26 protein-coding genes, 1 tRNA gene and 1 pseudogene are annotated in these 23,554 nt (G+C 57.2%); 10 read left to right on the forward strand and 18 right to left on the reverse strand.

Annotated elements, in window-relative coordinates; translation table 11 throughout:
- Positions 1-8: 8 nt before the first annotated feature.
- Entirely contained in the window at positions 9-1,616 is a 1,608-nt protein-coding gene (gene serA, locus OLX77_RS12270) for a phosphoglycerate dehydrogenase (RefSeq protein WP_307633899.1), read from the reverse strand.
- Between the two features lie 197 nt (positions 1,617-1,813).
- A complete protein-coding gene (locus tag OLX77_RS12275; protein ID WP_307633900.1) occupies positions 1,814-2,281 on the reverse strand; it encodes a hypothetical protein in 468 nt (155 codons plus the stop codon).
- Positions 2,282-2,551: 270 nt separating this feature from the next.
- On the opposite strand from OLX77_RS12275, the gene cysS reads away from it, so the two are divergent.
- From cysS to OLX77_RS12290, 3 genes are all read left to right on the forward strand, one after another.
- Complete coding sequence (cysS, locus tag OLX77_RS12280) at positions 2,552-4,021, forward strand: cysteine--tRNA ligase (RefSeq protein WP_307633901.1); 1,470 nt, start codon at positions 2,552-2,554, stop codon at positions 4,019-4,021.
- Between the two features lie 163 nt (positions 4,022-4,184).
- Positions 4,185-4,988, forward strand: a complete 804-nt coding sequence (amrB, locus tag OLX77_RS12285) for an AmmeMemoRadiSam system protein B (RefSeq protein WP_307633902.1) — start codon at positions 4,185-4,187, stop codon at positions 4,986-4,988.
- 83 nt (positions 4,989-5,071) lie between these two features.
- A tRNA-Gln gene (locus OLX77_RS12290) sits at positions 5,072-5,145 on the forward strand.
- Between the two features lie 358 nt (positions 5,146-5,503).
- Here the strand turns inward: OLX77_RS12290 and OLX77_RS12295 are convergent.
- The 6 genes from OLX77_RS12295 to OLX77_RS12320 form a co-directional block, all read right to left on the reverse strand.
- Positions 5,504-6,550, reverse strand: a complete 1,047-nt coding sequence (locus tag OLX77_RS12295) for a radical SAM protein (protein ID WP_307633903.1) — start codon at positions 6,548-6,550, stop codon at positions 5,504-5,506.
- Between the two features lie 9 nt (positions 6,551-6,559).
- The gene (locus OLX77_RS12300; RefSeq protein ID WP_307633904.1) at positions 6,560-7,138 is read right to left on the reverse strand and encodes a hypothetical protein; all 579 of its coding nucleotides are present in this window, start codon (positions 7,136-7,138) and stop codon (positions 6,560-6,562) included.
- A gap of 590 nt (positions 7,139-7,728) precedes the next feature.
- A complete protein-coding gene (locus tag OLX77_RS12305; RefSeq protein WP_307633905.1) occupies positions 7,729-8,226 on the reverse strand; it encodes a hypothetical protein in 498 nt (165 codons plus the stop codon).
- Positions 8,227-8,243: 17 nt separating this feature from the next.
- Positions 8,244-8,516 carry a hypothetical protein gene (locus OLX77_RS12310; RefSeq protein WP_307633906.1) on the reverse strand — a complete coding sequence of 91 codons (273 nt, stop codon included), beginning with the start codon at positions 8,514-8,516 and terminating at the stop codon, positions 8,244-8,246.
- A gap of 176 nt (positions 8,517-8,692) precedes the next feature.
- Positions 8,693-9,205 carry a GNAT family N-acetyltransferase gene (locus OLX77_RS12315; protein ID WP_307633907.1) on the reverse strand — a complete coding sequence of 171 codons (513 nt, stop codon included), beginning with the start codon at positions 9,203-9,205 and terminating at the stop codon, positions 8,693-8,695.
- A gap of 55 nt (positions 9,206-9,260) precedes the next feature.
- The gene (locus OLX77_RS12320) at positions 9,261-9,968 is read right to left on the reverse strand and encodes a triose-phosphate isomerase (protein WP_307633908.1); all 708 of its coding nucleotides are present in this window, start codon (positions 9,966-9,968) and stop codon (positions 9,261-9,263) included.
- A 190-nt stretch (positions 9,969-10,158) separates the two neighbouring features.
- On the opposite strand from OLX77_RS12320, the gene OLX77_RS12325 reads away from it, so the two are divergent.
- From OLX77_RS12325 to OLX77_RS12335, 3 genes are all read left to right on the forward strand, one after another.
- Positions 10,159-12,240, forward strand: coding sequence for a DNA topoisomerase 3 (locus tag OLX77_RS12325; protein WP_307633909.1), 2,082 nt, complete (start codon positions 10,159-10,161; stop codon positions 12,238-12,240).
- A gap of 67 nt (positions 12,241-12,307) precedes the next feature.
- Positions 12,308-12,571 (forward strand): hypothetical protein, encoded by a 264-nt coding sequence (locus OLX77_RS12330; RefSeq protein ID WP_307633910.1) that lies wholly within the window; start codon positions 12,308-12,310, stop codon positions 12,569-12,571.
- Between the two features lie 44 nt (positions 12,572-12,615).
- Positions 12,616-13,416 (forward strand): DUF3786 domain-containing protein, encoded by an 801-nt coding sequence (locus tag OLX77_RS12335; protein WP_307633911.1) that lies wholly within the window; start codon positions 12,616-12,618, stop codon positions 13,414-13,416.
- Between the two features lie 19 nt (positions 13,417-13,435).
- Here the strand turns inward: OLX77_RS12335 and OLX77_RS12340 are convergent, their stop codons facing one another.
- The 3 genes and pseudogenes from OLX77_RS12340 to OLX77_RS12345 form a co-directional block, all read right to left on the reverse strand.
- Positions 13,436-14,293 (reverse strand): putative RNA methyltransferase, encoded by an 858-nt coding sequence (locus OLX77_RS12340; RefSeq protein WP_307633912.1) that lies wholly within the window; start codon positions 14,291-14,293, stop codon positions 13,436-13,438.
- A gap of 94 nt (positions 14,294-14,387) precedes the next feature.
- A pseudogene (locus tag OLX77_RS13285) lies at positions 14,388-14,510 on the reverse strand (AbrB/MazE/SpoVT family DNA-binding domain-containing protein); the annotation flags it as partial.
- A 17-nt stretch (positions 14,511-14,527) separates the two neighbouring features.
- Complete coding sequence (locus OLX77_RS12345; RefSeq protein WP_307633913.1) at positions 14,528-15,535, reverse strand: Fic family protein; 1,008 nt, start codon at positions 15,533-15,535, stop codon at positions 14,528-14,530.
- Between the two features lie 148 nt (positions 15,536-15,683).
- Here OLX77_RS12345 and OLX77_RS12350 point away from each other — a divergent pair, with 148 nt between their 5' ends.
- On the forward strand, positions 15,684-16,040 hold the full coding sequence (locus OLX77_RS12350; protein WP_307633914.1) for a HesB/IscA family protein: 357 nt from the start codon (positions 15,684-15,686) through the stop codon (positions 16,038-16,040).
- A gap of 212 nt (positions 16,041-16,252) precedes the next feature.
- Here OLX77_RS12350 and OLX77_RS12355 read toward each other — a convergent pair whose 3' ends face one another.
- Together OLX77_RS12355 and OLX77_RS12360 are read right to left on the reverse strand one after the other, a co-directional pair.
- Entirely contained in the window at positions 16,253-16,516 is a 264-nt protein-coding gene (locus OLX77_RS12355; RefSeq protein ID WP_307633915.1) for a hypothetical protein, read from the reverse strand.
- Positions 16,517-16,529: 13 nt separating this feature from the next.
- Positions 16,530-16,820 carry a hypothetical protein gene (locus OLX77_RS12360; RefSeq protein ID WP_307633916.1) on the reverse strand — a complete coding sequence of 97 codons (291 nt, stop codon included), beginning with the start codon at positions 16,818-16,820 and terminating at the stop codon, positions 16,530-16,532.
- Between the two features lie 104 nt (positions 16,821-16,924).
- Here OLX77_RS12360 and OLX77_RS12365 point away from each other — a divergent pair, with 104 nt between their 5' ends.
- The 3 genes from OLX77_RS12365 to OLX77_RS12375 all read left to right on the forward strand — a co-directional run bounded on the left by OLX77_RS12365 (position 16,925) and on the right by OLX77_RS12375 (position 21,911).
- On the forward strand, positions 16,925-18,499 hold the full coding sequence (locus tag OLX77_RS12365) for a serine hydrolase (RefSeq protein WP_307633917.1): 1,575 nt from the start codon (positions 16,925-16,927) through the stop codon (positions 18,497-18,499).
- A gap of 363 nt (positions 18,500-18,862) precedes the next feature.
- Positions 18,863-21,205: a penicillin-binding protein 1B gene (mrcB, locus tag OLX77_RS12370; protein ID WP_307633918.1), complete on the forward strand. Its 2,343-nt coding sequence runs from the start codon at positions 18,863-18,865 to the stop codon at positions 21,203-21,205.
- A gap of 187 nt (positions 21,206-21,392) precedes the next feature.
- The gene (locus tag OLX77_RS12375) at positions 21,393-21,911 is read left to right on the forward strand and encodes a tetratricopeptide repeat protein (RefSeq protein WP_307633919.1); all 519 of its coding nucleotides are present in this window, start codon (positions 21,393-21,395) and stop codon (positions 21,909-21,911) included.
- Between the two features lie 36 nt (positions 21,912-21,947).
- Here the strand turns inward: OLX77_RS12375 and OLX77_RS12380 are convergent, their stop codons facing one another.
- The 5 genes from OLX77_RS12380 to OLX77_RS12400 all read right to left on the reverse strand — a co-directional run bounded on the left by OLX77_RS12380 (position 21,948) and on the right by OLX77_RS12400 (position 23,500).
- Positions 21,948-22,211, reverse strand: a complete 264-nt coding sequence (locus tag OLX77_RS12380; RefSeq protein ID WP_307633920.1) for a type II toxin-antitoxin system RelE family toxin — start codon at positions 22,209-22,211, stop codon at positions 21,948-21,950.
- Positions 22,204-22,446 (reverse strand): type II toxin-antitoxin system Phd/YefM family antitoxin, encoded by a 243-nt coding sequence (locus OLX77_RS12385; RefSeq protein WP_307633921.1) that lies wholly within the window; start codon positions 22,444-22,446, stop codon positions 22,204-22,206. The genes OLX77_RS12380 and OLX77_RS12385 overlap by 8 nt, the downstream gene beginning before the upstream one ends.
- Before the next feature lie 74 nt (positions 22,447-22,520).
- Positions 22,521-22,844, reverse strand: coding sequence for a DUF6172 family protein (locus OLX77_RS12390; protein WP_307633922.1), 324 nt, complete (start codon positions 22,842-22,844; stop codon positions 22,521-22,523).
- A gap of 175 nt (positions 22,845-23,019) precedes the next feature.
- Positions 23,020-23,280, reverse strand: coding sequence for a type II toxin-antitoxin system RelE family toxin (locus OLX77_RS12395; RefSeq protein ID WP_307633923.1), 261 nt, complete (start codon positions 23,278-23,280; stop codon positions 23,020-23,022).
- Positions 23,267-23,500: an RH3 domain-containing protein gene (locus OLX77_RS12400; RefSeq protein WP_307633924.1), complete on the reverse strand. Its 234-nt coding sequence runs from the start codon at positions 23,498-23,500 to the stop codon at positions 23,267-23,269. The genes OLX77_RS12395 and OLX77_RS12400 overlap by 14 nt, the downstream gene beginning before the upstream one ends.
- Positions 23,501-23,554: the final 54 nt, after the last annotated feature.

The following is a 23,554-nucleotide window of genomic DNA, read 5'->3' on the forward strand; positions in this document are numbered from 1 at the left end:
AAAAAACGCTAGGCGCTCACCAACTCGGGCAACTCAAGAACCATCGCTTCGTTGATGTTCGGCAGAGCACGGACCTTCTCCAGCAGAGGCTTGGGCACCAAGCCGTCGGTATTGAGCAGGATCACGTTGAGATTCAAATTCCCTTCCCGCTGCTTGCCCACGGTCATCCGGGCGATGTTCACCCCGTCGTTGCCGAGGGTGGTGCCGAGCAGGCCGATCACCCCGGGGACATCGTTGTTCTGGACAAAGAGCATGGGGCCGGCGGGCAACGCTTCCATGCGGAAGCCGTTGAGGCGCACCAAGCGGGGCTCATTCTTGCCGAACACCGTACCGGCGAGGACATTTTCGCCCTCGGTGGTTTTCACCCGAATGTTCACCAGATTGAGAAAATCATCGCTCTTGCTGGTTTTTGCTTCAACCACCCGGATGCCCCGTTCCTGGGCAATGATGGGAGCGTTCACGTAATTGACCGCATCTTTCAAAATCGGGGTAAACAATCCCTTCAGAAAGGCAACGGTAATCGGGCTGGTGATCATCTCGGAAAGATCGCCGCAGTATTCGATGGTGACCTCTTCCACCCCGCCCTTGGCGATCTGCATGTGGAAAGAGCCCAGCATCTCGGCCAAAGAGATATAGGGACCGACCTGGGAAAGAACCTCGGCACTTACGGAAGGCACGTTCACCGCATTGGTGATGGTGCCACGCAACAGATACGCAGCCATCTGTTCGGCGATGGCCACGGCGACATTCTCCTGGGCCTCCGCCGTGGAAGCGCCCAGATGCGGGGTGCAGACGAAATTATCCAGGCTCAACAGCTTGCAGTTTTCCCTGGTGGTGGGTTCCACCTCGAAAACATCCAGCCCGGCTCCGCGAATCTCTCCATCCTTCAGAGCATGGTACAACGCCTCCTCATCCACCACGCCGCCACGGGCACAATCGAGGAAGACGCACTCTTTCTTCATCATCTTGAATTGCTCGGTGGAAAGCAGGTGCTTGGTTTCCTTGGTGAGCGGCACATGGACAGAGATAAAATCGGCCCGCTTGCACAACTCTTCCAGGCTCACCAGCTCGACGCCGATCTTCTCCACCAACTCCTTGGGCATGTGGGGATCGAAAGCGATAACCTTCATCTTCAGCCCCTGGGCTCGGTCGGCAAAGATGCTGCCGATCCGGCCGATGCCGACGATACCCACGGTCTTGCCGGTTACCTCGCGGCCACCGAACTTCTTTTTCTCCCACTTGCCTTCCTTCATGGAGGCGGTGGCCTGGGGGATGTTTCTGGTCAGCGACATCATCATGGCGATGGCGTGCTCCGCCGCGGTGGTGGCGTTGCCGTCCGGGGCATTCATGACGATGATCCCCTTCTTGCTTGCCGCGGGGATATTGACATTATCAAGGCCGATACCGGCCCGGCCGACAACCTTCAGGTTGGTCGCCGCATCGATGATCTCCTCGGTAACCTTGGAGGCGCTGCGGATAACCAGGCCGTCGTACTCGGGGATTACGGCTTTAAGCTCTTCCGGGGAAAGGCCTGTTTTCACATCAACCTCAAGCCCGGCATCCTCGAGAATCTGAACACCAATGGGCGACAGGTTGTCACTGATCAGAACTTTCATTGTTTCTCCTTTATATATGAAAAGCGGCCAAAGCCATTTTCAGACCTTGGCAAATAGAGAGGGCGTGGATAATAGAGACCAAAAAAAAGTGAAATACCCGAGATTCCGGGGGCAATCTAAAAACACGAATATTATGTGATCAGGGGAGTTTGTCAAGAATAAAACATCCGCAACAGCCCTGTCTTCCCGTCCGGAACTCAGTCCTTAAAACATGCGGAAAAATCCGCCGGCCCTTCATCGGCCTCCCCGTCACACTCCGCAGCCTCCAGGCTCCGGTAATGCCGGGCCGTGGCGCACGCTTCCCGGAACTCCCCATATTTGCGGGCAAAAAGCCTTTCCGGGAATTCCGCTTTGTTCAGATAGGCCACCATGTTGGTCATGATTTCCGTGACCATGCTCTCCACCAACGCGACCCGTTCGCTCTCGGCGACAAAGGTCCGCTCCTTGGTAGCCGAAAACGTTACCGATCCCCCCATGACCTGACGCACCTCTGCCTGCAGAGCGAGATCCGCTTCGGGTATTCGGGCAAAAAATTCCTCATCCACCGGCAGCTCCGCCTCGCAGATAATCTTGATCAGCCACCGGTCACCGACCATTTTTTTTGACTGGTCATAGACGGTAACGGTCATAGTATTGTCAAGTTTGCGTTGCTCGAGTATCTCCATGGGCAAAACTCCTTGGTCGCTGAAACACTTGGGACAAAAGCCCTGTTTTGATATTTGCATATGCACACAACAAGACTTGCTCTCTTTCCTGGAAACGGGTATATAACATATCTTTTTACAAAGGGGATAACTCCTTTATCATAAAGACAGACGCGACATCGGCAAACGCCCTGGAGAGGGCAGAGGCAGGCGGATTTCAGCCAAGCAACATCGCCCCCTTTCCTCTCCTCAGCGTTCCCAGCCTCACATATCAACTCGATGGAACAGACCATGAGTCTCGAGATCTACAACACCAAAACCGGTCGAAAAGCCCCTTTTGTCCCCCTGGAAGAGGGTAAGGTCAAGCTCTATGTCTGCGGCATCACCGCCTACGATTACTGCCATATAGGCCATGCCCGCTCCGCCCTGGTGTTCGACATGATCGTCCGCTACCTGCGTTTCCGGGGTTATGCGGTAACCTTTGTCCGCAATTTCACTGACATCGACGACAAGATCATCAAGCGGGCCCAGGAACAAAACACCACCTGCGAAGAGCTTTCCAGCCGCTTTATCACCATGTTCCATGAGGACATGGCCAGCCTCTCCATCCTTCCCCCCACCATCGAACCGAAGGCCACGGAACATGTGGGCGAGATCATCGGGCTGATCGAAGACCTCATCGACAAGGGGCTCGCATACCAGGTGGAGACCGATGTCTATTACCGGGTAACCGGCTTCACCGGCTACGGTTCCCTTTCCGGCCGCAACCTGGAAGATATGCAGGCCGGCGCCCGCGTCTCGGTGAACGAGAAGAAAGAACACCCCATGGATTTTGCTCTCTGGAAAGGAAGCAAGCCGGGGGAGCCCACCTGGGAAAGCCCTTGGGGCCCAGGCCGTCCGGGCTGGCACATCGAATGCTCGGCCATGAGCCGCAAATACCTGGGCAACTCCTTTGACATCCACGGCGGCGGCAAGGATCTGGTCTTCCCCCACCATGAAAACGAGATGGCCCAGAGCGAAGGGGTCAGCGGCGAAGAGTTCGTCAAGTACTGGGTGCACCACGGCTTTGTCACCATCAAGGACGAAAAGATGTCCAAGTCGTTGGGCAACTTTCTCACCATCCGGGAGGTGCTCGACAAATTCCCCGCGGAGGCGTTGCGGCTCTTCATCTTTTCCACCCACTACCGCAACCCGCTTGACTACTCCGAGGCGGCCATGCTCGATGCGGTGGCCGGCCTCAACCGGTTATACACCTGCCTGGCCGAAATCGAGCAGCTGGACCTCAGCGCCAATGAGCAGGCAGCCTCCGGTATCTCCAAGGCAGACCGCGAAAAGATCGAAACCCTGGCCGAACGCTTCCTCAAGGCCATGGACAACGATTTCAATTCCGCCCAGGGTCTGGGCCATCTTTTCGATGCGGTGAAGATCCTCAACAAGATCCGCCAGCATCTGCCCGGCAAACCGGCCAGCCTCGATCTGCAACTGCTTAAAGACGGCGCGAAAACCACCCGGGAGATGGCCAACACCCTGGGGTTGCTCAGCGAAGAGCCGGTCCAGTACATGCACAAAGAGCAAGAGAAAATCCTCAAGACCCTCGCCATTACTCCGGAGGAGATCGAAAAGGGGATCGCGGAAAGAACTGCGGCCAGGGAAGCAAAAAACTGGGCACGCGCCGATGCAATCCGCGACCAACTTTTGGCCCAGGGCATCGAGCTGAAGGATGGCCCCACCGGGACCTCCTGGCAGGTCAAACTTCCCTAAGCTCCTTTTTTCCTCAGCCTCGCCTCTGCGCATCGAGCAATCTCTTTGCTGTTGCGATTGCTCGATGCGCAGATATCTCTTTGATTCTCCTCCCCCTTCTGCGCTATAATTAGACAAACACGTTTTCCCGTCTGTTTCCCACAGTTGCGCCTGGAGGTCTGCCATGAAACGAGAGCCTGCGGTTGCCTATCAGTTTTATCCCGGAGACCCCGCCACCCTGAAAGAGACCCTTGACCGCCTCATCCCTGCCGCCACCGCCAAGCAAAAGGCCCTGGCCGTGGTTTCGCCCCATGCCGGCTATATCTATTCCGGCTCCGTGGCCGGGGAGACCTTCGCCGCCGTGGAGATTCCCCGCGACATCCTGGTCATGGGCCCCAACCATCACGGCTACGGCGCCTCCGTTGCCCTGATGGAGAAAGGCGCCTGGGACATGCCCTTGGGGGAGGTGGCGATCAACACCGTGCTGGCCCGCCACCTCCTGGCCCAGACGGAGATTATCGAAACTGACACCCTGGCCCACCGGTTCGAACATTCCCTGGAGGTCCAGGTGCCGTTTTTGCAGTATTTCCGGCCGGACCTGACCCTGACCCCCCTGGTGATTTCCCATCTTTCCTTCAAGTCCTGCCAGATTGTCGGCGAGGCGATCGCCGCAGCGATCGAACAATACGGCAAGCCGGTCCTCATCGTGGCCAGTTCGGATATGACCCACTACGAATCCCGTGAGTCCGCCACCACCAAGGATGCCCTGGCCCTCAAGCAGCTCATGGCCATGGACCCTCAGGCACTGTATAATACGGTCTTGGGCAAAAAGATCAGCATGTGCGGGATCATGCCCGCCACCATCGCCCTCATCGCCGCCCTCCGCTTGGGAGCAAGCCAGGCCCGGCTCATCCGCTACACCGACTCCGGCGAGGCCAGCGGCGACATCAATCAGGTGGTCGGCTATGCCGGGGTGGTGATTTCCTGAAAAACCTAGGGAAAGACCACAATTCTCCTTGACATAATCCCCCTGTTCCTCTATTTTTGGACGGTTCTTTGCCCGACACAATTTGGGGGATCGTCTAACGGTAGGACTGCAGACTCTGACTCTGCCTATTGGGGTTCGAATCCCTATCCCCCAGCCACACAACTCTTCTTTTGTATTCCAGCACCCCCAGCCCGCAGGAGCGAACAAGAGTATCCGCACCCCCCTAGGGGAATCTGCCCAGCCTTGCACCACAATCCTTTTTTGGCCAAACACCTCCCCACTCCGGACAAGACGCCAAACCCGCGCGCTTGCACAACATTGCCGAAAGACTTTAGAGCTGCCGGTAATTCGGCAACCGTTCTCTGTTGGGGGGCAGAAGAGGAAAGTGTAGGCGAGGCTTTCAGGCAGGCGAAATTGTGCTGATCCGATAATTCCTTATTTCAAAAATAGCAAAAAATGCGCCATTTCCCATGGCCTGCTGAGCATGGAAAATGGCGCACTCCAGCCGAACCTGTTTACCCCCTTATTTCTGCTGCTTCATCCTTGAAGCGTAACGCTTCCAGAAACCCTCTTTGCAGGGAAATCGCTTCGACTTTTTCATGGGCATGCTGCTTGATTGCCTTTCGGACATCGTCCCTGGTGAAGATGTCGTTGCAGAGGTGACAGTGGTTGACATACTGATCTTGAAAATTGATCTCCGGCGCCTTTTCCCGAATGAAACGCATGATGCCGTAAGGGCCTTCCAGAGCAAGCCAATTGGCAATCAGGTCGGCGTTCCCTTCGCAAACGATCTCGGCCAGGGTCTGACTTTCAAGACTGCCAATGGTGAGTTCCGGAACCCGCTGGTCGATCATGCCGCAGCAAATCCGGACATCCTTGGCGGGGGAAACAATAATGGAGCTGAGAATGCTGCTGCAAGGAGAGCTGTATGCTGACGGACTTGTTGGGTAGATAATGTGATCGTCCAGGTTAAGCGTTTTGGCCCCGTGGCCAACTGGTATTGTCAGGGATGAACTATACAGATCGGTCTTCTGATTTACCCCACCCTCTTTGAATTCGCTCAGCTTTACACCGAAAAAATCAGAGATGGATTCGGGGGTGATCTGTCCGTTTTTTACCCGCTTGTGAGCGATAAGAATCGGCAGCTCAAGTTCTCTGGCGGCCAGATAGGCATTGCGAACCCGCTCTAAGGGAATATGCTCCTGATGGAGATCATCGCAACTCAAGTTGATTTCAGACAACCCAGCCTGCTTGAGATCGCCAAGTATCTGCAACGCAATATCCGGGGTGGCGGCCCAGAAGGAGTTGGTAACGATGCGAGTCCATAGCCGGTGTTGTTGCGCATAGCGAATTGTCTCCTTCACATCGCGCAGCTTGAGGAGAGGCTCCCCTCCCGTAAAGACAACGACGATGAGACTCCCCAATTCCAGGGCCTGATCAATTACCCTGCTCATAAAAGGGGCGTCGAGGGCGGGGCCATTCCATGGTCCCGACTCGGTCACACAGTATTTGCAGCTGATAGGACAATCGTAGGTAACGGAAAATACCACGCGTGAAATCATTTCCGCCTCCTAATATTTTCCCAACTCTTTGAGTTGGCTGTCCATTTTGGCGATCAGTGAGCCCAAAGTGACAGCGTCCAACAAGGGAACATGCGTAAAGCGGTCTTCCGGGCGCGCGATTCCTTTGCCGTCCCACTTGGTAGTACTCCAGTGATCGGTACGACTCTCGGTAATCGCGTCTTGGTTTTTAAACTCTGTGTTGGCTCCACGATGGCTTTCTGTTTGCTTTTCAGAATAGTAGACGTCAACCGAGGCTTCCGCCTTGGCCATGACCCCGACCTTGATCGAGACATCTTTCAGCTGGGGGTTCACTACCACCACGCCGAATAACTCCTCAAATTTGGCCGAATTTATTTTTCCCTTGAGCACGAAATCATGGGCACGGACTACCAGAAAGCGGAGCCGCATCAGCGCCTCTTCCGAAACGCAGGCATCCAATTCAATTCCGTTGCTTTTGAGAGCCCCGGCCGAGTTTTCCATAAACAGCGCAAAGGTCTCCTCGTCAAAGACCGCCTTGCGAAGGAACTTGCTGAATGCGTATGAGGGAAGGACAATTTTGTGCGTGATCCGACGGTTGCTGGCTACCATGTGCTACCTCCTTGATTTAGATCGTTTTTATTGAGCCCTTCATCAGGCAGATGTGCCTGAAAACAATTCGCCGCTTTTCTTCGCAAAGTATTTTTTTGCATACCCGACCATTCATGGTCACTGTCGTCACCGGAAAAACAGAACCTTTGACAACCTCCGGGATCGCCACCGGGGCCCCCTGTGCCGCTCCTTTTTGCGCACCAATTTTTTTTTGGATCCGGCTCCATACTTCGAACGACCGCCATGCCGAGTTATCCTCTGGCGCTAGGGAATCTTCACCCAAGGCCAGGAACAGGCATCGACCAACCCATATCACCCTAGCACACCCAATGATCATATTCTCTTGTATGCCAAGGAAAAATTCCTGACAAGTTTTTTTCGCAAGGCGAAAAAAAGGACAGATTTATTTGTCAACTTTTCTTGGTCGCCCTTGAACAGGCAGGAAAAATTGTTCCGAAGAAAAAAATCTGTCTCGTTGCTCTCTGTGTTTGGGAGGAAGAATCAGGACGTGAAAGGGGCCAAGCGCCCTTAAAGGAAGCGCCTTGGCCAGAGGATAAGCGAAAGGGATTTACGATTCGGCAGGCACGCTCTTAGCTGCGCACCAAGGCGTCGGGCAGGATGACCCTGTGGAGCAGCCAGACCTTTTCCTGTTTGATCAGAGAAAAAGCCAGCCGATGGGTTTCCGCGAAAAAGTCCGGCCGGTTCCGGTTACCGGTCACCTGCACCAGAGCGCTGACCTCAGCCCGCCCCTTGCTCGGGATCTCAACCAGAATCTCGGCAAAGGTGACCTGCAGGTCCGCCCGGCGGGAACGGTACATGATGAGGTAGCGGATGGCCAGCCCGGAATCCAGGACCTCGCGGTACTCGCGCTCCGGGACTACCACCTCGCAGGCCGGGGCGAGAAAATCCTTCACTTCCTTCATCTTGAGGGCCAGCACCACCGGACTCTCCGCCCCCTTCTTAGCAAGGGCTGCGGCAACACCGTGACATCTCCGGATGATCACCTGTTGGTCGCTGAAGTAATAGAGGAGAAAGCCCCCACCCCCGAGCAGCAACACGACAACGGCGATGAACAAATTTCTCTTCACCCTCCCCTCCCTCACCCTTACAACTGCGGATCGATATTCCCGGGGCCGCCGCATTGGGGCGCATAGCAGGTAACATTTTTAAAATCACACACCTCGCCGCAACCCGGACATTTTTCCGGCGGTTTTGCGGCCTGGGTCGTCCGCCCGCACCCCCCGCATTTCCAGAAGGGATCGGCCGCCTCCTTCACATAGACGCCATGGGGCGAATAGCCGCAATGGGCACAGGTGGTCTGGATATCCTCGTAATTCTTGCCGCAATCTTCGCACTTGCCCTGTTTGCCTTGGCTCATGATGCTGCTCCTTATGTTTTTGGGGCCGGCAAAACCGTTCCAGTGAAGCCCTGGTTTCTTTTCAGTATGCCTCCGTCCGGAGGGAACCTCCAAACTTTTTTTTAAGATGCGGCCAAACATCGCTGCAGCAAGCATCTCCCCCTGCTGCTGCTTCCGGCGGGCATTCCCCCCCGGCCTCAACGCCTCCTTTTGCTCCGCTTGGCTTTCCTGGGACCGGCTTTAAACTCCGGCTCATACCGCACGCTGAACTGGCTTTCGCTGGTATTGCGGAGACTGAGAAAATGCGCATTGCTGGGCTCAAAGGGGCAGATCGGCATCACGCAGGGGCTGAAACCGAACCTCTGGTAAAAATGGGGCTCGCCGAGGACAAAGATGGTCGCATCCTTGATCCCCTCCTGGCGCAGGGCAAAGCGCAGCAGCTCCGAGCCGACCCCCTGGCCCTGAAACTCCGGCTTCACGGCCAAGGGCGCCAAGTGCAGGCCGCAAACCGCGGCGCCGTTATACGCCTTACTGAAGGCGATATAGCCGATGACCGCATTGACATGGATGCAGATCCACTCATGCATCTCCTTGCCATTTGCATGGAGATTCTCCACCAGCTGCACCTCCTCGCTGCTGTCAGGGAAGGCTTGGCGCAACAAGGCGGAAACCTTGGGATAATTTTCCGGGGTGAGTTTACGTATCTTCACAGTACCTCTGCTTGCAGTATTTTATTTTATAAAATTCAATGGTTACGTGATTTATTCAACCAGGATTGCTTGCGCCGCCGGAGAGCGTGCGACCGATGGCACCGAATTCCTCCGCATCCAGGCTGGCCGTGCCGACCATCAAGCCGCTGCTCCCGGCCAGGGCACTATACTCGCTGGCGTTTTTCGCATTGATTGAGCCGCCGAAAAGAATCGGGGTGTCCGGCGCCATGCCCCGGATTGCAGCGATGGCCGCACCTGCCTTGGCAAAGGATTGCGGCACCTCGATACCGATGGCCTCCACCGGACCATAACCGATGAGCAGCCCGGGCAAATCCTCTTCCTCGATGGCCGCCAGCTGGGCCCGGGCATAGGGCTGGTCCAGGCAGAGGATGGGGGTGATCCCGGCGGCAACCGCTTCACGCACCTTGTTGCCAATCTCCTGGTGGGTTTCATGGAAGTAGCGGCGCCGTTCCGAATGTCCGATAATGGCATACTCGGCAAAATCCCTGACCATCTCGGCCGCCACCGCGCCGGTGTAGGCGCCCGGCGGAAAGGGGGAAAGATCCTGCACCGCCAGGGCCAGGTTGCTAAGGTTCATTTTTTGCAGTTTCCGCCACAATGGGATAAGAAAGGGAACCGGCGGGGCAAGGATCACCTGCAGGTGCGGGTCAAGACGATGGCTGCGGGCAAATGTTTCCAGCCACGCTTCCGCCTCACCCAGGGTTTTGTGTGCTTTCCAGTTGGCCAGCAGGTATCTGCGCATGGATGGACCTCGTTTCTGAGCGCGCTGCGCTTTACATCCTCTGGAGGAGCCGGTCACTCTTTCTTGCGTCGGCGGATAATTCAGTTTAGGGTGGGCCGCCGGATGGACACCGTGTACAATGGGGTTGCCGCAACCAGCCCCCTGTCTCCCTTGTAACAGACCAAGCAAACGAGCGCGAGAAGATCGTAGAATGAAAGTGATTATTGCCGAGAAGCCCTCCGTGGCCCGCGACATTGCCGAGGTCCTCGATATCAAGGCCAAGAAAAAGGGGTACATCGAGGGGCGGGGCTGCGCGATCACCTGGGCTTTCGGCCATCTCGTCACCTTACAAGAGCCGGGCGACTATGATCCGGCCCTCAAGCACTGGTCGCTCGATACCCTCCCCTTCGTGCCGGAGCAGTTCAAGCTCACCCTAATCAAGAACCGCGGGGTGGACGAGCAGTTCCGGGTGATCGAAACCCTGTGCAAGCAGGCCGAAGAGATTGTCTGCGCCACGGATGCCGGGCGGGAAGGCGAGTTGATCTTCCGCTACATCCTGGCCCTGTGCAACTGCGAGGATAAGCCCATCCGCCGCCTCTGGCTCAACTCGCTGACCCCCGATGCCATTCAGGAAGCGTTCAAGGATCTCAAGGACGGCCACGATTACGACCCGCTCTATGCCGCGGCCCGCTGCCGCAGCGAATCAGACTGGATCGTCGGCCTCAACGCCACCCGCTACTATACCGTGCGCCACGGCCGGATCGGCGGGGGCAGCGACCGGGTGCTCTGGAGCATCGGCAGGGTACAGACCCCGGTCCTGGCCATGATCGTGGAGCGCGACGACACCATCCTCCAGTTCCGGCCCCAGCTCTTCTGGGAGCTGACCAGCAAGTACCGGGAGGTGGTGTTCAAGTACACGGGCAAGCGGTTTGAAACACCGGAAAAAGCGCAACTGCTGCTGGAGAAAATCACCGACCACCCCTTTGCCGTCACCGGGATTGCGGCGAAAGAGAAAAAAGAACAGCCGCCCCAACTCTTCGACCTCACCACCCTGCAGCGGGAGATCAACAAGCTTCACGGGATCTCGGCCGCCGACACCCTGGCCGCCACCCAGAACCTCTACGAGAAAAAGTTCGTCACCTATCCGCGTACCGATTCCCGCTACCTGAGCAAGGACCTGCAGCCGCGGATCCCCAAGATCATGGAGCAGCTTAAGCCCAGCCACCCCGAGGCGATCGCGCCCCTCAACCTGGCGAAGCTCCCTTTCAGCAAGCGGATCATCGACGACACCAAGGTGAGCGATCACCACGCCATCATCCCCACCGGGGTCAAACCGCATGGCCTGGGGGCCAACGAACAGCTGGTCTACGAGGCCATCGCCACCCAGTTCATCGCCGCCTTCTACCCGGTCTGCGTCAAAAATCTCACCACGGTGGAGGGGATCAGCAACGGGGTGAAGTTTGAGGCCAAGGGGACCCAGATCGTTGCGCCCGGCTGGACCGTGCTCTTTGCCAACAAGAAACACTCCCAGGAGGCGGCGGAAGAACAGTCCTTGCCCCTTTTCAGCGAGGGGGAAACCGGGCCGCACGAGCCCGCCCTGCGCGAAGGCAAGACTATTCCCCCGAAGCATTTCAGCGAGAACTCCCTGCTCGGGGCCATGGAGGCGGCGGGCAAGTTCGTCGAGGACGACACCCTGCGCGAGGCCCTTAAAGAACGGGGGATCGGCACTCCGGCCACCCGGGCGGCCATCATCGAAACCCTGCTCAGCCGCAACTATATCCGGCGCGACAAAAAACATCTGCGCTGCACCGACATGGGCCGCTGCCTCATCGCCCTGATTCGGGACCCGCTCCTCAAATCACCGGAGATGACCGGAGAGTGGGAGGAAAAACTCAAGAAAATCGAGCGCAGCCAGCTGGACCCCGACGAATTCATGACCACCATCTCCGGCTACATCCGCACCCTGATTACGAGCAGCTCCGCCGCCCGGCTGGACACCAGCCGCTGGGGCAGCTGCCCGCTCTGCGGCAAGGAGGTGGTCAAGGGGAACAAAGCTTACGGCTGCTCGGGCTGGAAGGAGGGGTGCGGTTTTGTCCTCGACCCGGAATGCAAGGGAGTACCCCTGACCCCTAAGCAGATCCAGCTCCTGCTCCAGCAGCGCATCCTGGAGCAGCCGGTGCGGATCGAGGAAGAAGCGCGGATGCTGATCCTCTCCACCCAGGGCATGGTCATGGATCTCAAATTGCCTTCGGCCGAGCGGCAGAAGAAGGTGGAAAAAAATGATCGTCCTTGACCGCAAGTACGAACGAGGTACACTCTGATCCGACCGCTCCCCGTTTTTCCCCAAAGGACCCCGCCCCATGGCTGAAATACTCCCGGACGATATCAAGGCAGACCTGGCAGAGGCCGCCATCCTCCACCAGCGCGCCTCTTCCGATTACGAAAAATGCGTGCAATTCAACAAGCTGATGTCCGAGCTGTTGGGCAGACTGGAAGACGCCCACTGCTATAAAACGGCGGACAAGGTGATGACCATCCTCCTCGACTGCAACCCCAAGCAGGGGTCCCAATGCGAAAAAGCCTCCCGGATCGGCGATAAGATGAAAAAATTTGAAAGGGGCTAGGGAATTCCCTCGTTCTTTCTCCCTTTCTTCAGTACCCTGCCCTCATGTCCAAAGCCGCCTACACCCCCCTTGAGGTCTATAAGATCCTGCCGCAATCCAATTGCGGCAAATGCCGGCTTCCCTCCTGCCTCGCCTTTGCCGCGGCAATCGTGGCGGGGAGCAAGCAGCTCCAGGAATGCCCGGACCTGGACCCGACTACTGCGGCGGGATTTTCCGCCCGGTATCGGCAGCCAGGACTCAAGGAGGAGAATCAGGCGGAGTTCCTCGACAGGCTGCAAGCCAAGATGGCCCTGGTCGATCTGGCTGCGGTTGCCCCCCTGATCGGGGCGACGGTCAAGGGCGAGAGCATCGTCATCAACTCCCTGGGCAAGGATTTCGTCCTGGACCGCCGGGGCAGGATGACCTCGGAATGCCATATCATCCCCTGGGTCCTGGCCCCGCTGCTCTCCTGCATCACCCACCAGAGCCATGCGGAGATCAGCGGCAGCTGGATCTCCTTTCGGGAGATTCCCGGGGGCATCGAATGGCAGGGGCTCTTCAGCAGCCGCTGCGAGGAACCGCTCAGGAGACTGGCGGACGCCAACCCGGAGCTGCTCACCGACCTGATCGGGCTCTTCATGGGGAAATCCATTGCCTGGTACGAGGCGGATATCGCCCTGATCCTCCATCCCCTGCCGAAAGTCCCCCTGCTCATCTGCTACCAAGGGCCGGAGGGCGACCTGCACTCCAAGCTCACCATCTTGTTTGATGCCTCCTGCAGCACCAATCTCCATATCAAATCCATCTACACCCTCTGCTCGGGACTGGTGCAGATGTTTGCCAAGATTAGCGAACATCACCGCTGATCGCTGACTCCCCTCATCCTCACTTTTTCCTGAAGAGCCGGATCTCCACATCCACATCCAGCTGCAAGCGGTTCAGGGCCGCCACCTTACCCTTGGTCTCCCGATCGATGTTCCAGTAATAGGGGGTCATGGCCAGCAGATCCATGATCTCCAGATTGTTTTCAAGGGCGAGCGGATAGGTGATCCGCGCCACGGTGGCCGGGGCAAAAAGCGGATCGGCCTTTTCGGTGATCGCAGGCGCACCATGCTCCCGGGTGACCGGATAGATGATCTCCCGCAGACCATTGAGGTGACGCGGGCCGGGGCTGACGAAGAGGAGACTGCCGCCCTGTTTGAGGATCCGGGCGAACTCCGGGATATTGGCCGGGGAAAAGACATTGAGCACGATATCGAGAGAACCATCCAGATAAGGGAGATCGTTGATGCTCGCCACGAACCAGCCCAGGCTCCGGTCCCGCTGAGTGGCTTGGCGAACGGCAAACTTGGAGACATCCACCCCGTGGTATTCCATCCCCGGCTGCGCACCGCGACCCCGGCTCAACGCCTCTTTGAGGCGGGCAAGATAAAAGCCTTCGCCGCAGCCGGCATCGAGCACGGAGCATTCGCTGCCAAGCGCCACTTGCGCAAGCACGGAAGCGACGGCCTCGTTGACCCCGTCGGAGATCGGGTTGTAATACCCCAGATCCAGGAACCGCCTCCGGCTCAGGACCATCTCCGGGTCGTCCCCCGGCTCCTTGGAATGTTTGTTCTGGGCAAGCACCAGGTTGACATACCCCTGGCGGGCAACATCGAAGCTGTGCAATGCAGCGCATTGGTAGCCGGAGGGGGTGGGCAGCAGCGGTTCCCGGCAAACCGGGCATTGGAGAAGAGAGGACATGTGCGCATCCTTTCAGTCATAAGCCCGAGCGCAGGTGCGCGAATGCGTCGGGGTTCAGAGGGATTACTGGGGGATCCTGGTTATAAGTGCAAACCTAATTCCGTATCGCCGAGAACATAGGGCACAGCCCACAGAGGAGTTCCAACCCTTGGGGTATAGCGAAATCTCCCTCCGGGTGCCGATTCTCCGGGGTAATTCCCGCCAGAAGTTCTTCCAGTTCGTAATCTGCGTTGTTCATTGCTTCTTCAAAACATAATGACCGGTTTTTTTCCCGCCAATTTTTTCGACCAAACCCGCATCGAGCAACGGACGCAATAAGTCCATCGCCCCCTGTCGGGATACGGACAACGCCTGCCATATTTCGCTGGGGGCCATGCTTCCATGATCGCGGAGCAGATGGAGCAGCTGTTCCTGGCGCGGCCGCAGGACCAGTTTTTCCACGGATTTAATCTGGAAGGTTTGAATCCGCAGCCAGGCACGTTCCAGTGTTTGTTTGAGGCCCGTCGTGCAGTATTCCAGCCAACCTGTCAGGTCTTCTCCATCCTGCCGCACAGCAGCCAGCGCGGCATAGTACCTTGGTCGGTCTTCCCAGTAATATTCATCCACCGAAAAGATATGATGGGTGTCAAACCCTCGCCGGTAGAGTTCCCACAAAGCGAGCGCCCGGCCCGTGCGGCCGTTGCCGTCGGCAAAGGGATGGATGGCCTCGACGCGGTAATGGAGGATGGCGGAACTGATCACCGGCGAGAGTTGTTGCGATGTTGTATTCCACCATTCCAGCAACTCAAACATCAACCCCGAGACAGCCTCCGGCGGAGGGGGGAGATACTCCCCGACCCGCACCCCAATCGTCCGGTATTTCCCTGCCGTGCCCTGATCCATCACCTCTCCGGCCAGAATCCGGTGCAGCTCCAGAATGTCTGTATGACGGATGGTTTTTATGGCCGCGTTTTTTTCCACATGCCGCAGTCCGGCGAAATAATTGAGAACCTCCCGCTCGTGTCTGGGGCCGACAGCGGAAAGCTCGCGCCCCTCATCGAGGACCCGGACTTGCTCAAGGGTCAGCGGGTTGCCCTCAATGGCCGTCGAGGCATGAACATTCCGGGTGCGGGTGTCTTTCTGTAAGGCGGGAATCCAGGCAAGGTCCACCACAGCGCTTTGGATCCGTTCGCGCAATGCCGCTACTTGTTCGACTTCGGCAAGTAGGTGCGGGGTTATGATAAATTTGGGGACGTAGACCATAAAAAAAGAGTAACTGAAAGTCAAGTATAAGTCAAGTTTTCTGTCAAGTGATCTTCAGGTTGTTTGGCTGGCGCAACCTTGACATTCCCCTCCCCCCTGCCAATAGTACTTGTATGCGGATCAAAAAAATAACCGAGGAGGTTTTTCCATGCATATCACCATCAAAGAAAAAGCAGCAACGATGCTGAACAGCAAGCTGACCCCGGGGGAGTTCCTCCGGGTCTTCGTCAAGGAAGGGGGGTGTGCCGGTCTGACCTACGGGGCGGCCATCGCCAAGGAGATGCAGCCCAATGAGAGTGTGGTCCATACGGCGGGTGCGATCCGGATCGTGACCGATGCACCCAGTGTGCAGTTTCTCGACGGGCTGGTCATCGATTACTCCGACGAGCTGCTCAACGGCGGCTTGCAGTTCACCAACGCCAATACGAAAACCACCTGCGGCTGCGGCCAGAGCTTCAACCTGCAGGGGTTTCCCAAGATCGAAGGCGGCAAGTGTAAGGTTTGAGCGGTCCGGCCTTGAAACAGGCAAACCGCTTTTTCGCGAAAATAGTGCTTTACTTCTTCTTTTGAGAAGGCCTAGACTAAAGCTAATGAGGGAGTGCCTAACCTTACAAATAAAAACGGCAGCCACAACGCTCGTATACTTTGTGTGAGGCTACTCCTCAGGAAGCAGGGTCGATTCTTCGGCCCTGTTTTTTTGTACAGCCCCCCCGCCCCCTATTTCCCCGCCAGCCAGTGCTGATAAAAATCAGGGTGAAAGCCAACCACAAAGGCGTCGCCGACCCGCAAGGTCGGGGCGCGGAGATTGCCGCTCGGCCCCATCACAAGCTTAAGGACCGCCTCCTTCCCCTCCTGCTGCGGATTCAGCTCCGAAACCGCCTTGCCCTTGGCCACGGTGATCTTCGCCGCCTTGTGCAGCAACGCCCAAGCCGCCGCCGCATCCAGCCGCACCGTGCGGGCGTCCACCACCTCGGCCAGCACCGCCTTTTCCCGCTCAAGAACCTCCCGAGCATTCTTGCAGGATGTTCACCCCTTGCGCAGATAAGCCCAATCGATTTTCATCGTGATCTCCTTTTGTTTTGATTTTTCGCAGGTTCAATCCCATTGGCACGCAGCCGTGGGGCGGAGAGGGACGGACACACCCTTCGACAGGGCTCAGGATTGCTGCCATGCCTTGTTGATCGCTATTGAGGAATAGTGCAAAAATCTCTTCCTCTAAAAAATCCCTTAAAACACCCCCGCTTGGCAAGGCAATTCCGTTGCCCAGACAAGAAATATCCCCCAACCCCTTGCAATTCCGGGCCGAGTGGGTTCTCATAAGGAGTAATGCTTATTAAAAACCAACAGACATCACCCGCAGCAAAAACAACCAACACTTGCAACAAGCCCATGATGCGCAAAAATATCCAACCCAACCTCCGTCAAATGGCAGCCTCCCTCTTTCTCCTGGCCCTGCTCCTCCTGCCGGTGGTCTCCTCGGCCAAATCGGTCCCGCCCGCCAGCCGCTACGACGTGCTCTATATCTGGGACAAGGACCTGAGCAACCTCCAGGATTACAAAGAGGAGCTGGAAGGCCAGCTCGGCGACGAGGTCGGCAGACACTTGCGCCTGATCCAGCGCGGCGACCAGTACGGGATCATCTACGACTGCAACACCACCGCCCTGGCCGCCGCCAAGATGGCGGTGCGCCACAGCGTCCTCCTCAGTAAGGTCGAGCTGGGCGACGCCAGGGCGATCAAGGATGAAGACTACCACGAACTCTACAACGTCTCCTACGGCCACGGCGCCAACCTCGAGGCGCTGCACGAGCAGTACAAGCTCATCAACAGCTACCTCGGGGCAGAGGTCGGCAAAGAGCTCTTCATCGAAAAGAGCGGCGACGGCAAATACACCCTGATCTACCGGCGGCAAACCGATAAAGTCTCGGCCATGGCTGTGGCCCGCAAGCACGCCAAGATCCTGAGCAAGATCCACCTCTCCGCCTCCATCACCCGGGAGGACAACAACGAGGTGGTTTTCGGCGAGTCGAGCCTCCTGGACCACGAAGAAAAAGCAAGCGAAGCCGCTCCCGGACCATGCCTACCGGAACCCCAGGTGGCCGAAAAGAAGAAACCAGCGGCCGATGCGGTGCCCGTGCTCACCGGGGTGAAGAAACAATGCTTCACGGAAATTGGGGGCAAAACCAACGGCACACTGAAAAAACAGCTGGAGGAGTATATCGCCGAGTTGCGGCGCACCGGCCAGGTGGCCCAGGATGAAAAAACCGGCTGGCTGGTCATCGATCTGACCAAGGGGGAAACCATTGTCGATATCAACGTCGACAGACCCTACCAGGCGGCGAGCATGATCAAGCCGCTCATCGCCCTCGCCTATTTCCACCAATTCAAGGAGGGGAAACTGAAATACACCTCCAAGGCCCGGCGGAAAATGGAGGCGATGATCCAGCACAGCAACAACGCGGCCACCAACTGGGTCTTAAAGCAGGTGGGCGGCCCGAGAGCGGCGCAGAAGATCCTCAGCAGCCATTACGGCCATCTGCTCAAGGAAACCAGCATTGTCGAATACATCCCCGGCGGCGGGAGAACCTACCGCAACAAGGCCTCGGCCAAGGATTACGGCCGCTTCCTCGTAGCGCTCTGGCGCAAGGAACTCCCCCAAGGCAAAGAGCTGCGGAGGCTGATGGCCCTGCCCGGCCGCGACCGCCTCTACTCCGGCACCCCGATTCCCCAAGGCACCCTGGTCTACAACAAGACCGGCAGCACCGCAAAACTCTGCGGGGACATGGGCATCCTGGCCCCCAAGGGGCAAAACGGCCGCCGCTATCCCTATGTGGTGGTGGGGATCATCGAGAAACAACGGGCGACCGGCAACTACGGGCACTGGGCAATGGCCCGGGGCAACGTGATCCGCCACGTTTCCTCCATGATCTATCAGGAGATGAAGGCCAACTACAATCTGCTTTGAGAAGTGCCTCCCGTTCAGCAAGACGAACGCCGCCATACCCCAAAAATCGCCTTTCAAGACCTGACCCCGATTTCCCCGCACCGCCTTGAAGAGAGCACGGAAGCTCCGCATTCAACCTCCTCTTGCCCCAGGTAGCGCGGAAACTCGGCCACCCCGCTTTCGCTCTTCTGCCCGACAGGGACCATTTTTTTTTGCGCCAACCCTGTCCTAAATCTCAAGGAGCTGCATGAGTGATTTTATTTACAGGCAATTATGGGTATCATGCAGGACTTACCCGTACGCGGACATATTCTTGCGGGTCAAGCAGAAAGCAATAGCTATTGACTGAAAAATACCTTGCTGGCTTGAAGGGAGCGGAAAAAATTGGCTCAGAAAAAATTATTCCCGAAAAAGAAGGGGGGCAAGGGCAGCAGGAGACGTCGCTGGAGTCTGCTCAAGATCCTGCTGACAGCGACGCTTCTGCTCCTGGCGGCCCTTGTCCTCTACGTCATGTATCTGGACCGGGTGATCCGCCTCAAATTTGACGGCAAGCGCTGGGCCCTGCCCGCCGTGGTCTATGCCCGACCCCTGGAGTTGTATCCCGGCCTAGTGCTCACTCCGGCCATGCTGGCAGAAGAACTGGAGCTCGGCGGCTATCGGCGGGACAAGGCGGCAAAAGATCCGGGCGGCTATGACCGGACAGGCCAAGTCATGCATCTGGTGACCCGGGATTTTGCCTTTCCCGACGGCTTGGAAAAATCGGCCCACCTCACGGTGGAGTTTGACGGTTCCGCAATCAAGCAGATCTCCGCGACCCAGAGCGGGGCGGAAATCAGCCTGGCCCGCATCGATCCGGCCCGGATCGGCAGTTTTCATCCCCTGGAAAACGAAGACCGGGTGATCTACAAGCGCAATGAGCTTCCCGAGCTGCTGGTCAAGACCCTGCTCGCGGTGGAGGACCGACATTTTTACAGCCATTCCGGCGTCGATCCGCTGGGAATCCTGCGGGCTATGTTCGCCAATATCCGCGCCGGCAAAACGGTACAGGGCGGCAGCACCCTGACCCAGCAGCTGGTGAAAAACTTTTTCCTCAATAACGAGCGCACCCTGCAGCGCAAGGTCAATGAGGCGATCATGGCCCTGCTGCTGGAGGCGCATTACAGCAAGGACGAGATCCTCACCGCCTATGCCAATGAGATTTTTCTCGGCCAGGACCGGGGCAGGTCGGTGCATGGTTTCGGCTTGGCGAGCCAGTTCTATTTCCGCCGCGAATTGCAGGATCTTTCCCCTGGTCAGATTGCCATGCTGGTGGGGATGATCAAGGGCCCTTCCTATTATGATCCGCGCCAAGACCCCAAGCGCGCCCTGCTGCGGCAGCAGTTGGTCCTCGAGGTGATGCGTAAAGAAGGGGTGATCACCGAGAAGGCATACCGCATTGCCATGGCTGCCGGCCTGGAGGAGAGCAGCTCGGTGCAGAGCGGCTTTAACCGCTATCCCGATTTTCTCGAACTGGTGCGCCGCCAGCTGACCCGGGAGTATCGCGAGGCAGATCTCACCTCCAATGGCTTGAAGATCCTCACCACCCTCGATCCCCAGGTGCAGCAGCAAGTGGAGATCAATCTCCGGCAAACCCTGCCGGCCCTGGAAAAACGGCGAGGGACCAGCAAACTTGAGGGGGCGGTGATTGTCAGCAGCCGGGAGGGCGGGGAGATCCTCGCCCTGGCGGGAAGCCGCAACGCCATGCAACCCGGGTTCAACCGGGCCCTGGATGCCCAGCGCCCCATCGGCTCGCTCATCAAGCCGCTCGTCTATCTGACGGCCCTGAGCAACGGCTACACCCTGGCAACCCCGGTGGCGGACACCTCCTTCAACCTGAAAACTGCCGGGGCCAAGGCATGGCGCCCGGAAAATTATGACAAGCAAGAGCATGGGACGGTGCCCTTCTATGACGCGCTGGCCCATTCCTATAATCTGGCTACGGTCAAGATCGGCATGGATGTCGGGGTGGCAAAGGTGGTGGCCAATCTCAAGCGGGCCGGGATCACCCGGGATTTCAAGCCCTACCCTTCCTTCCTCCTGGGCACGGCGGAGCTCTCTCCCCTTGAGGTGGCCCAGCTCTATCAGCTCTTTGCCACGGGAGGTTTCCATCAGCCGCAGCGGTGCATCAGCAGCGTGCTGACCGTGGAGAACACGCTGCTCCAGCGTTACGGCCTCACCGTGGAGCAGCATTTTGCCCCCCAGGAGATCTTTCTGCTCAATACCGCCTTACAGCGGGTGGTGAGCGAGGGCACCGCCCGGTCGCTGGCCCAGTATCTGCCACCCTCGGTGGGGGCTGCCGGCAAGACCGGAACCACGGATGAGCTGCGGGACAGCTGGTTTGCCGGCTTCACCGGAAACCGGCTGGCTGTGGTCTGGCTCGGCCGCGACGATAACAAGCCGACCGGGCTTACCGGGGCCAGCGGCGCCATGGTGGTGTGGGGCAGGATCATGCAGTCGCTCCAGCCCCAGCCCCTGGAGCTGATTGAGCCGGAGGGGATCGAATGGGCCAGGCTGGATGCGGGAAGCTATTCCCCCTCCGCGGATACCCCCCGTACCAATCTGATCCTCCCCTTTGCCCCAGGCACCATGCCCAGGGGGGCAACCCCGACTTCCGGCCCGTCTGATCCCGGGCAGGAGAAGAAGAGCAGCCCGGGAATCTTGAACACGATCCGCGGCTGGTTCAATTAACCGCCGCAGAAGAACCGGAAAGAAAGGGTTTCTCCGCGATGCTGCGGATTTGTAAACCGTCATTCCCGCGAAGGCGGGAATCCAAAGAAATGGATGCCCGACGAAAGCCTTCGGGCATGACGTATTGAGTCACCAAATCAATTGAATGCTTGTCTGAGCAGAAAAACACGAAACAAGGAAAAACGGGATGCAGCGGAAAGCAGGGAACCACTTATGGCAGATGGGCGTGAAGATCGGGTTGCTCCTGGCTTTGACTCTGGTTATGCACGGCTGTGCGGGGAAAACACTTGTCGAGCAGCCCAGCGCACCGGCGCCAAGCTCCCGGCCCGGCCAAGCTCCTGCGCCGAGTGAAGCTCCGGCTCCCGGCTATGAGTCGGTACCGGTGCCGAAAGAAGGCAAGGCTGCCGCGACCTTGCTGGCCAGTGCCCGCCAAAATCTGCGGGTCGGCCAGTTTGCTAAGGCGGAAATGACGCTGGAACGCGCCCTCCGGCTTGAACCCCGCAATGCCAGACTCTGGCAGGAGATGGGTCAGGTGAAGTACGGGCAGAAGGATTATCGGCAGGCGGTCCAGTTCTGTATCAAGTCGAAAAGCCTGGCCGGCAAGGACCGTGCTTTGATCCGGCAGAACTGGCTCTTGATGGAAAAGGCGTATCTAAAACTGGGGGAAACGGAGAAAGCGAGGCAGGCGGGAAGCAAGGCCAGGTGACGGTGTTTCTTCTTATCCATTTCTCCACAATTTTTACTATCGTTTCAGCTGTCTATAGACGTCATCATCATTACGCTTGCCGATAAGCGCCACTTTCAGGATATCATCTTCCACTCGGTAAACGATCCGATATTCCCCAATATCGGCCCGACGAAAGGGATAACCAATCAGCTCTTTTGAGTCGTGAGGCTCCGGGTTTCCCATCAAGCCGAAACCCTTGTTCGCCACCTGTCTGAACTGCTTCGGCGGCAACTGTTCGAGAAAACCCAAGGCTCTTTTGGTCAGATCGAGCTTAAGCATGCTTCTCTTTCAGAAAGGCCATGCTCTTTTCCGTACCGACATACCCTTCCTGCTCCGCCCCAAAAGCTTTCTGTGCCCAGTAGGCGTCTTCCATTTCCGTGAGGCGTTTGTATTCCTCATAAGAGAGCAACACCGCTGTCTTTCTCCCGGTTTTGTCAACAATCACCGGTTCCACCCTGGAGATATCAAGGTATTTCCCGAACCTATTTTTTAATTCCGTGGCTGTAATTTCCATAAGACCACCTCCTAATAAAGCTATTACAAGCAATTTAGCTAAACTAGTCAACCAGGTTTACTGATCTCCGTTCTCTACTCCCCCTCTTCCCCTTCTATTTGCACCTCTTCCTTGGGCTTTTTGGTGCGACGGCCCGGTTTGGCCAGAATTTCCAAGTAAAAGGATTCGAGTTGTTTTGCTTCGGCCCCATCAATGGATTTGTTGATGGCGGAGACATGAATCACCTCGGCGCTATCCTCATCCGGTCCGAACCGGCAGTCAAAATCCCAAAAATCGACCGTATCGGGCAGCGGCTTATTCCGTTCTCTTTTTAGGTATTTTCTCACTTCAAATTTGATGGCTTCAACCAGCCTTGGGATTTTGATCTTTGGGTGGGTCAACTTAAAGTTTTTTTTCATAGTGGGTCCAAGATGAAGGTGGGGATGATTCCCGGATTCTTTGATTTGGTGGAGGAAACTAGGTGAGTGTCCCTGCTTTTTCCACGCTTTCAGGCATTCACAGCGGATAGCTTGTCTTCGCCCCAGACGCGGGCGAGGTTTTTCAGAAAAAAGAGGAGTGGCGAAGCGAGAAAATTTAGCCTCGGTAGACTTCCCGGCGGTGGCCGACCTTGACCACCCAAACGGTCAGTTGCGTGTCTTGTATCGAATAGATGATGCGGTAATTTCCCTGGCGAAGGCGGTATTTTTCCTGGCCGGAGAGTTTTTCGCAACCAAGGGGCCGGGGATTTGCGGCAAGGCTTTCTATCCCTTCGATGATCCGTCGCAGGTCGTTTTTGGGGATGGAATCCAGATCCTTCCTGACCGAATCCTTAAAAAAGAGGTTATAAACGGCCATTGGCCTTGAGCTCTTTCAGAACGGTTTCGTAGGAAACCAGCGGCTCGTTGAGCCGCTCTTCAAAGGCGGCCAAGTCTTCAGCGTCCTCGGCCAGTGCATGGTGGATCGCCTCGTTGACAATATCGGAAAGGGATCGGGATGTCGCCAGAGCCTTGTGCTGAAGCGCCCGGTGCATGGCGGGGTCAAAATATACAGTTGCTCTTTTGGTAAGTGTGCCCATCGCTTGTTCCTCCTGTGGGCAATGTAACGTCATAACGTTATGGAGTCAAGCGGT

It is taken from the genome of Thiovibrio frasassiensis, from assembly GCF_029607905.1.
Classification (GTDB): domain Bacteria; phylum Desulfobacterota; class Desulfobulbia; order Desulfobulbales; family Desulfurivibrionaceae; genus Thiovibrio; species Thiovibrio frasassiensis.

Bases quoted from the DNA above. Each gene is read 5' to 3' on its own strand.
- serA (WP_307633899.1), bottom strand. From the start codon at position 1,616: ATGAAAGTTCTGATCAGTGACAACCTGTCGCCCATTGGTGTTCAGATT.
- OLX77_RS12275 (WP_307633900.1), bottom strand. From the start codon at position 2,281: ATGGAGATACTCGAGCAACGCAAACTTGACAATACTATGACCGTTACC.
- cysS (WP_307633901.1), top strand. From the start codon at position 2,552: ATGAGTCTCGAGATCTACAACACCAAAACCGGTCGAAAAGCCCCTTTT.
- amrB (WP_307633902.1), top strand. From the start codon at position 4,185: ATGAAACGAGAGCCTGCGGTTGCCTATCAGTTTTATCCCGGAGACCCC.
- OLX77_RS12295 (WP_307633903.1), bottom strand. From the start codon at position 6,550: ATGATTTCACGCGTGGTATTTTCCGTTACCTACGATTGTCCTATCAGC.
- OLX77_RS12300 (WP_307633904.1), bottom strand. From the start codon at position 7,138: ATGGTAGCCAGCAACCGTCGGATCACGCACAAAATTGTCCTTCCCTCA.
- OLX77_RS12310 (WP_307633906.1), bottom strand. From the start codon at position 8,516: ATGAGCCAAGGCAAACAGGGCAAGTGCGAAGATTGCGGCAAGAATTAC.
- OLX77_RS12320 (WP_307633908.1), bottom strand. From the start codon at position 9,968: ATGCGCAGATACCTGCTGGCCAACTGGAAAGCACACAAAACCCTGGGT.
- OLX77_RS12325 (WP_307633909.1), top strand. From the start codon at position 10,159: ATGAAAGTGATTATTGCCGAGAAGCCCTCCGTGGCCCGCGACATTGCC.
- OLX77_RS12330 (WP_307633910.1), top strand. From the start codon at position 12,308: ATGGCTGAAATACTCCCGGACGATATCAAGGCAGACCTGGCAGAGGCC.
- OLX77_RS12335 (WP_307633911.1), top strand. From the start codon at position 12,616: ATGTCCAAAGCCGCCTACACCCCCCTTGAGGTCTATAAGATCCTGCCG.
- OLX77_RS12340 (WP_307633912.1), bottom strand. From the start codon at position 14,293: ATGTCCTCTCTTCTCCAATGCCCGGTTTGCCGGGAACCGCTGCTGCCC.
- OLX77_RS12345 (WP_307633913.1), bottom strand. From the start codon at position 15,535: ATGGTCTACGTCCCCAAATTTATCATAACCCCGCACCTACTTGCCGAA.
- OLX77_RS12350 (WP_307633914.1), top strand. From the start codon at position 15,684: ATGCATATCACCATCAAAGAAAAAGCAGCAACGATGCTGAACAGCAAG.
- OLX77_RS12365 (WP_307633917.1), top strand. From the start codon at position 16,925: ATGATGCGCAAAAATATCCAACCCAACCTCCGTCAAATGGCAGCCTCC.
- OLX77_RS12375 (WP_307633919.1), top strand. From the start codon at position 21,393: ATGCAGCGGAAAGCAGGGAACCACTTATGGCAGATGGGCGTGAAGATC.
- OLX77_RS12380 (WP_307633920.1), bottom strand. From the start codon at position 22,211: ATGCTTAAGCTCGATCTGACCAAAAGAGCCTTGGGTTTTCTCGAACAG.
- OLX77_RS12385 (WP_307633921.1), bottom strand. From the start codon at position 22,446: ATGGAAATTACAGCCACGGAATTAAAAAATAGGTTCGGGAAATACCTT.
- OLX77_RS12390 (WP_307633922.1), bottom strand. From the start codon at position 22,844: ATGAAAAAAAACTTTAAGTTGACCCACCCAAAGATCAAAATCCCAAGG.
- OLX77_RS12395 (WP_307633923.1), bottom strand. From the start codon at position 23,280: ATGGCCGTTTATAACCTCTTTTTTAAGGATTCGGTCAGGAAGGATCTG.
- OLX77_RS12400 (WP_307633924.1), bottom strand. From the start codon at position 23,500: ATGGGCACACTTACCAAAAGAGCAACTGTATATTTTGACCCCGCCATG.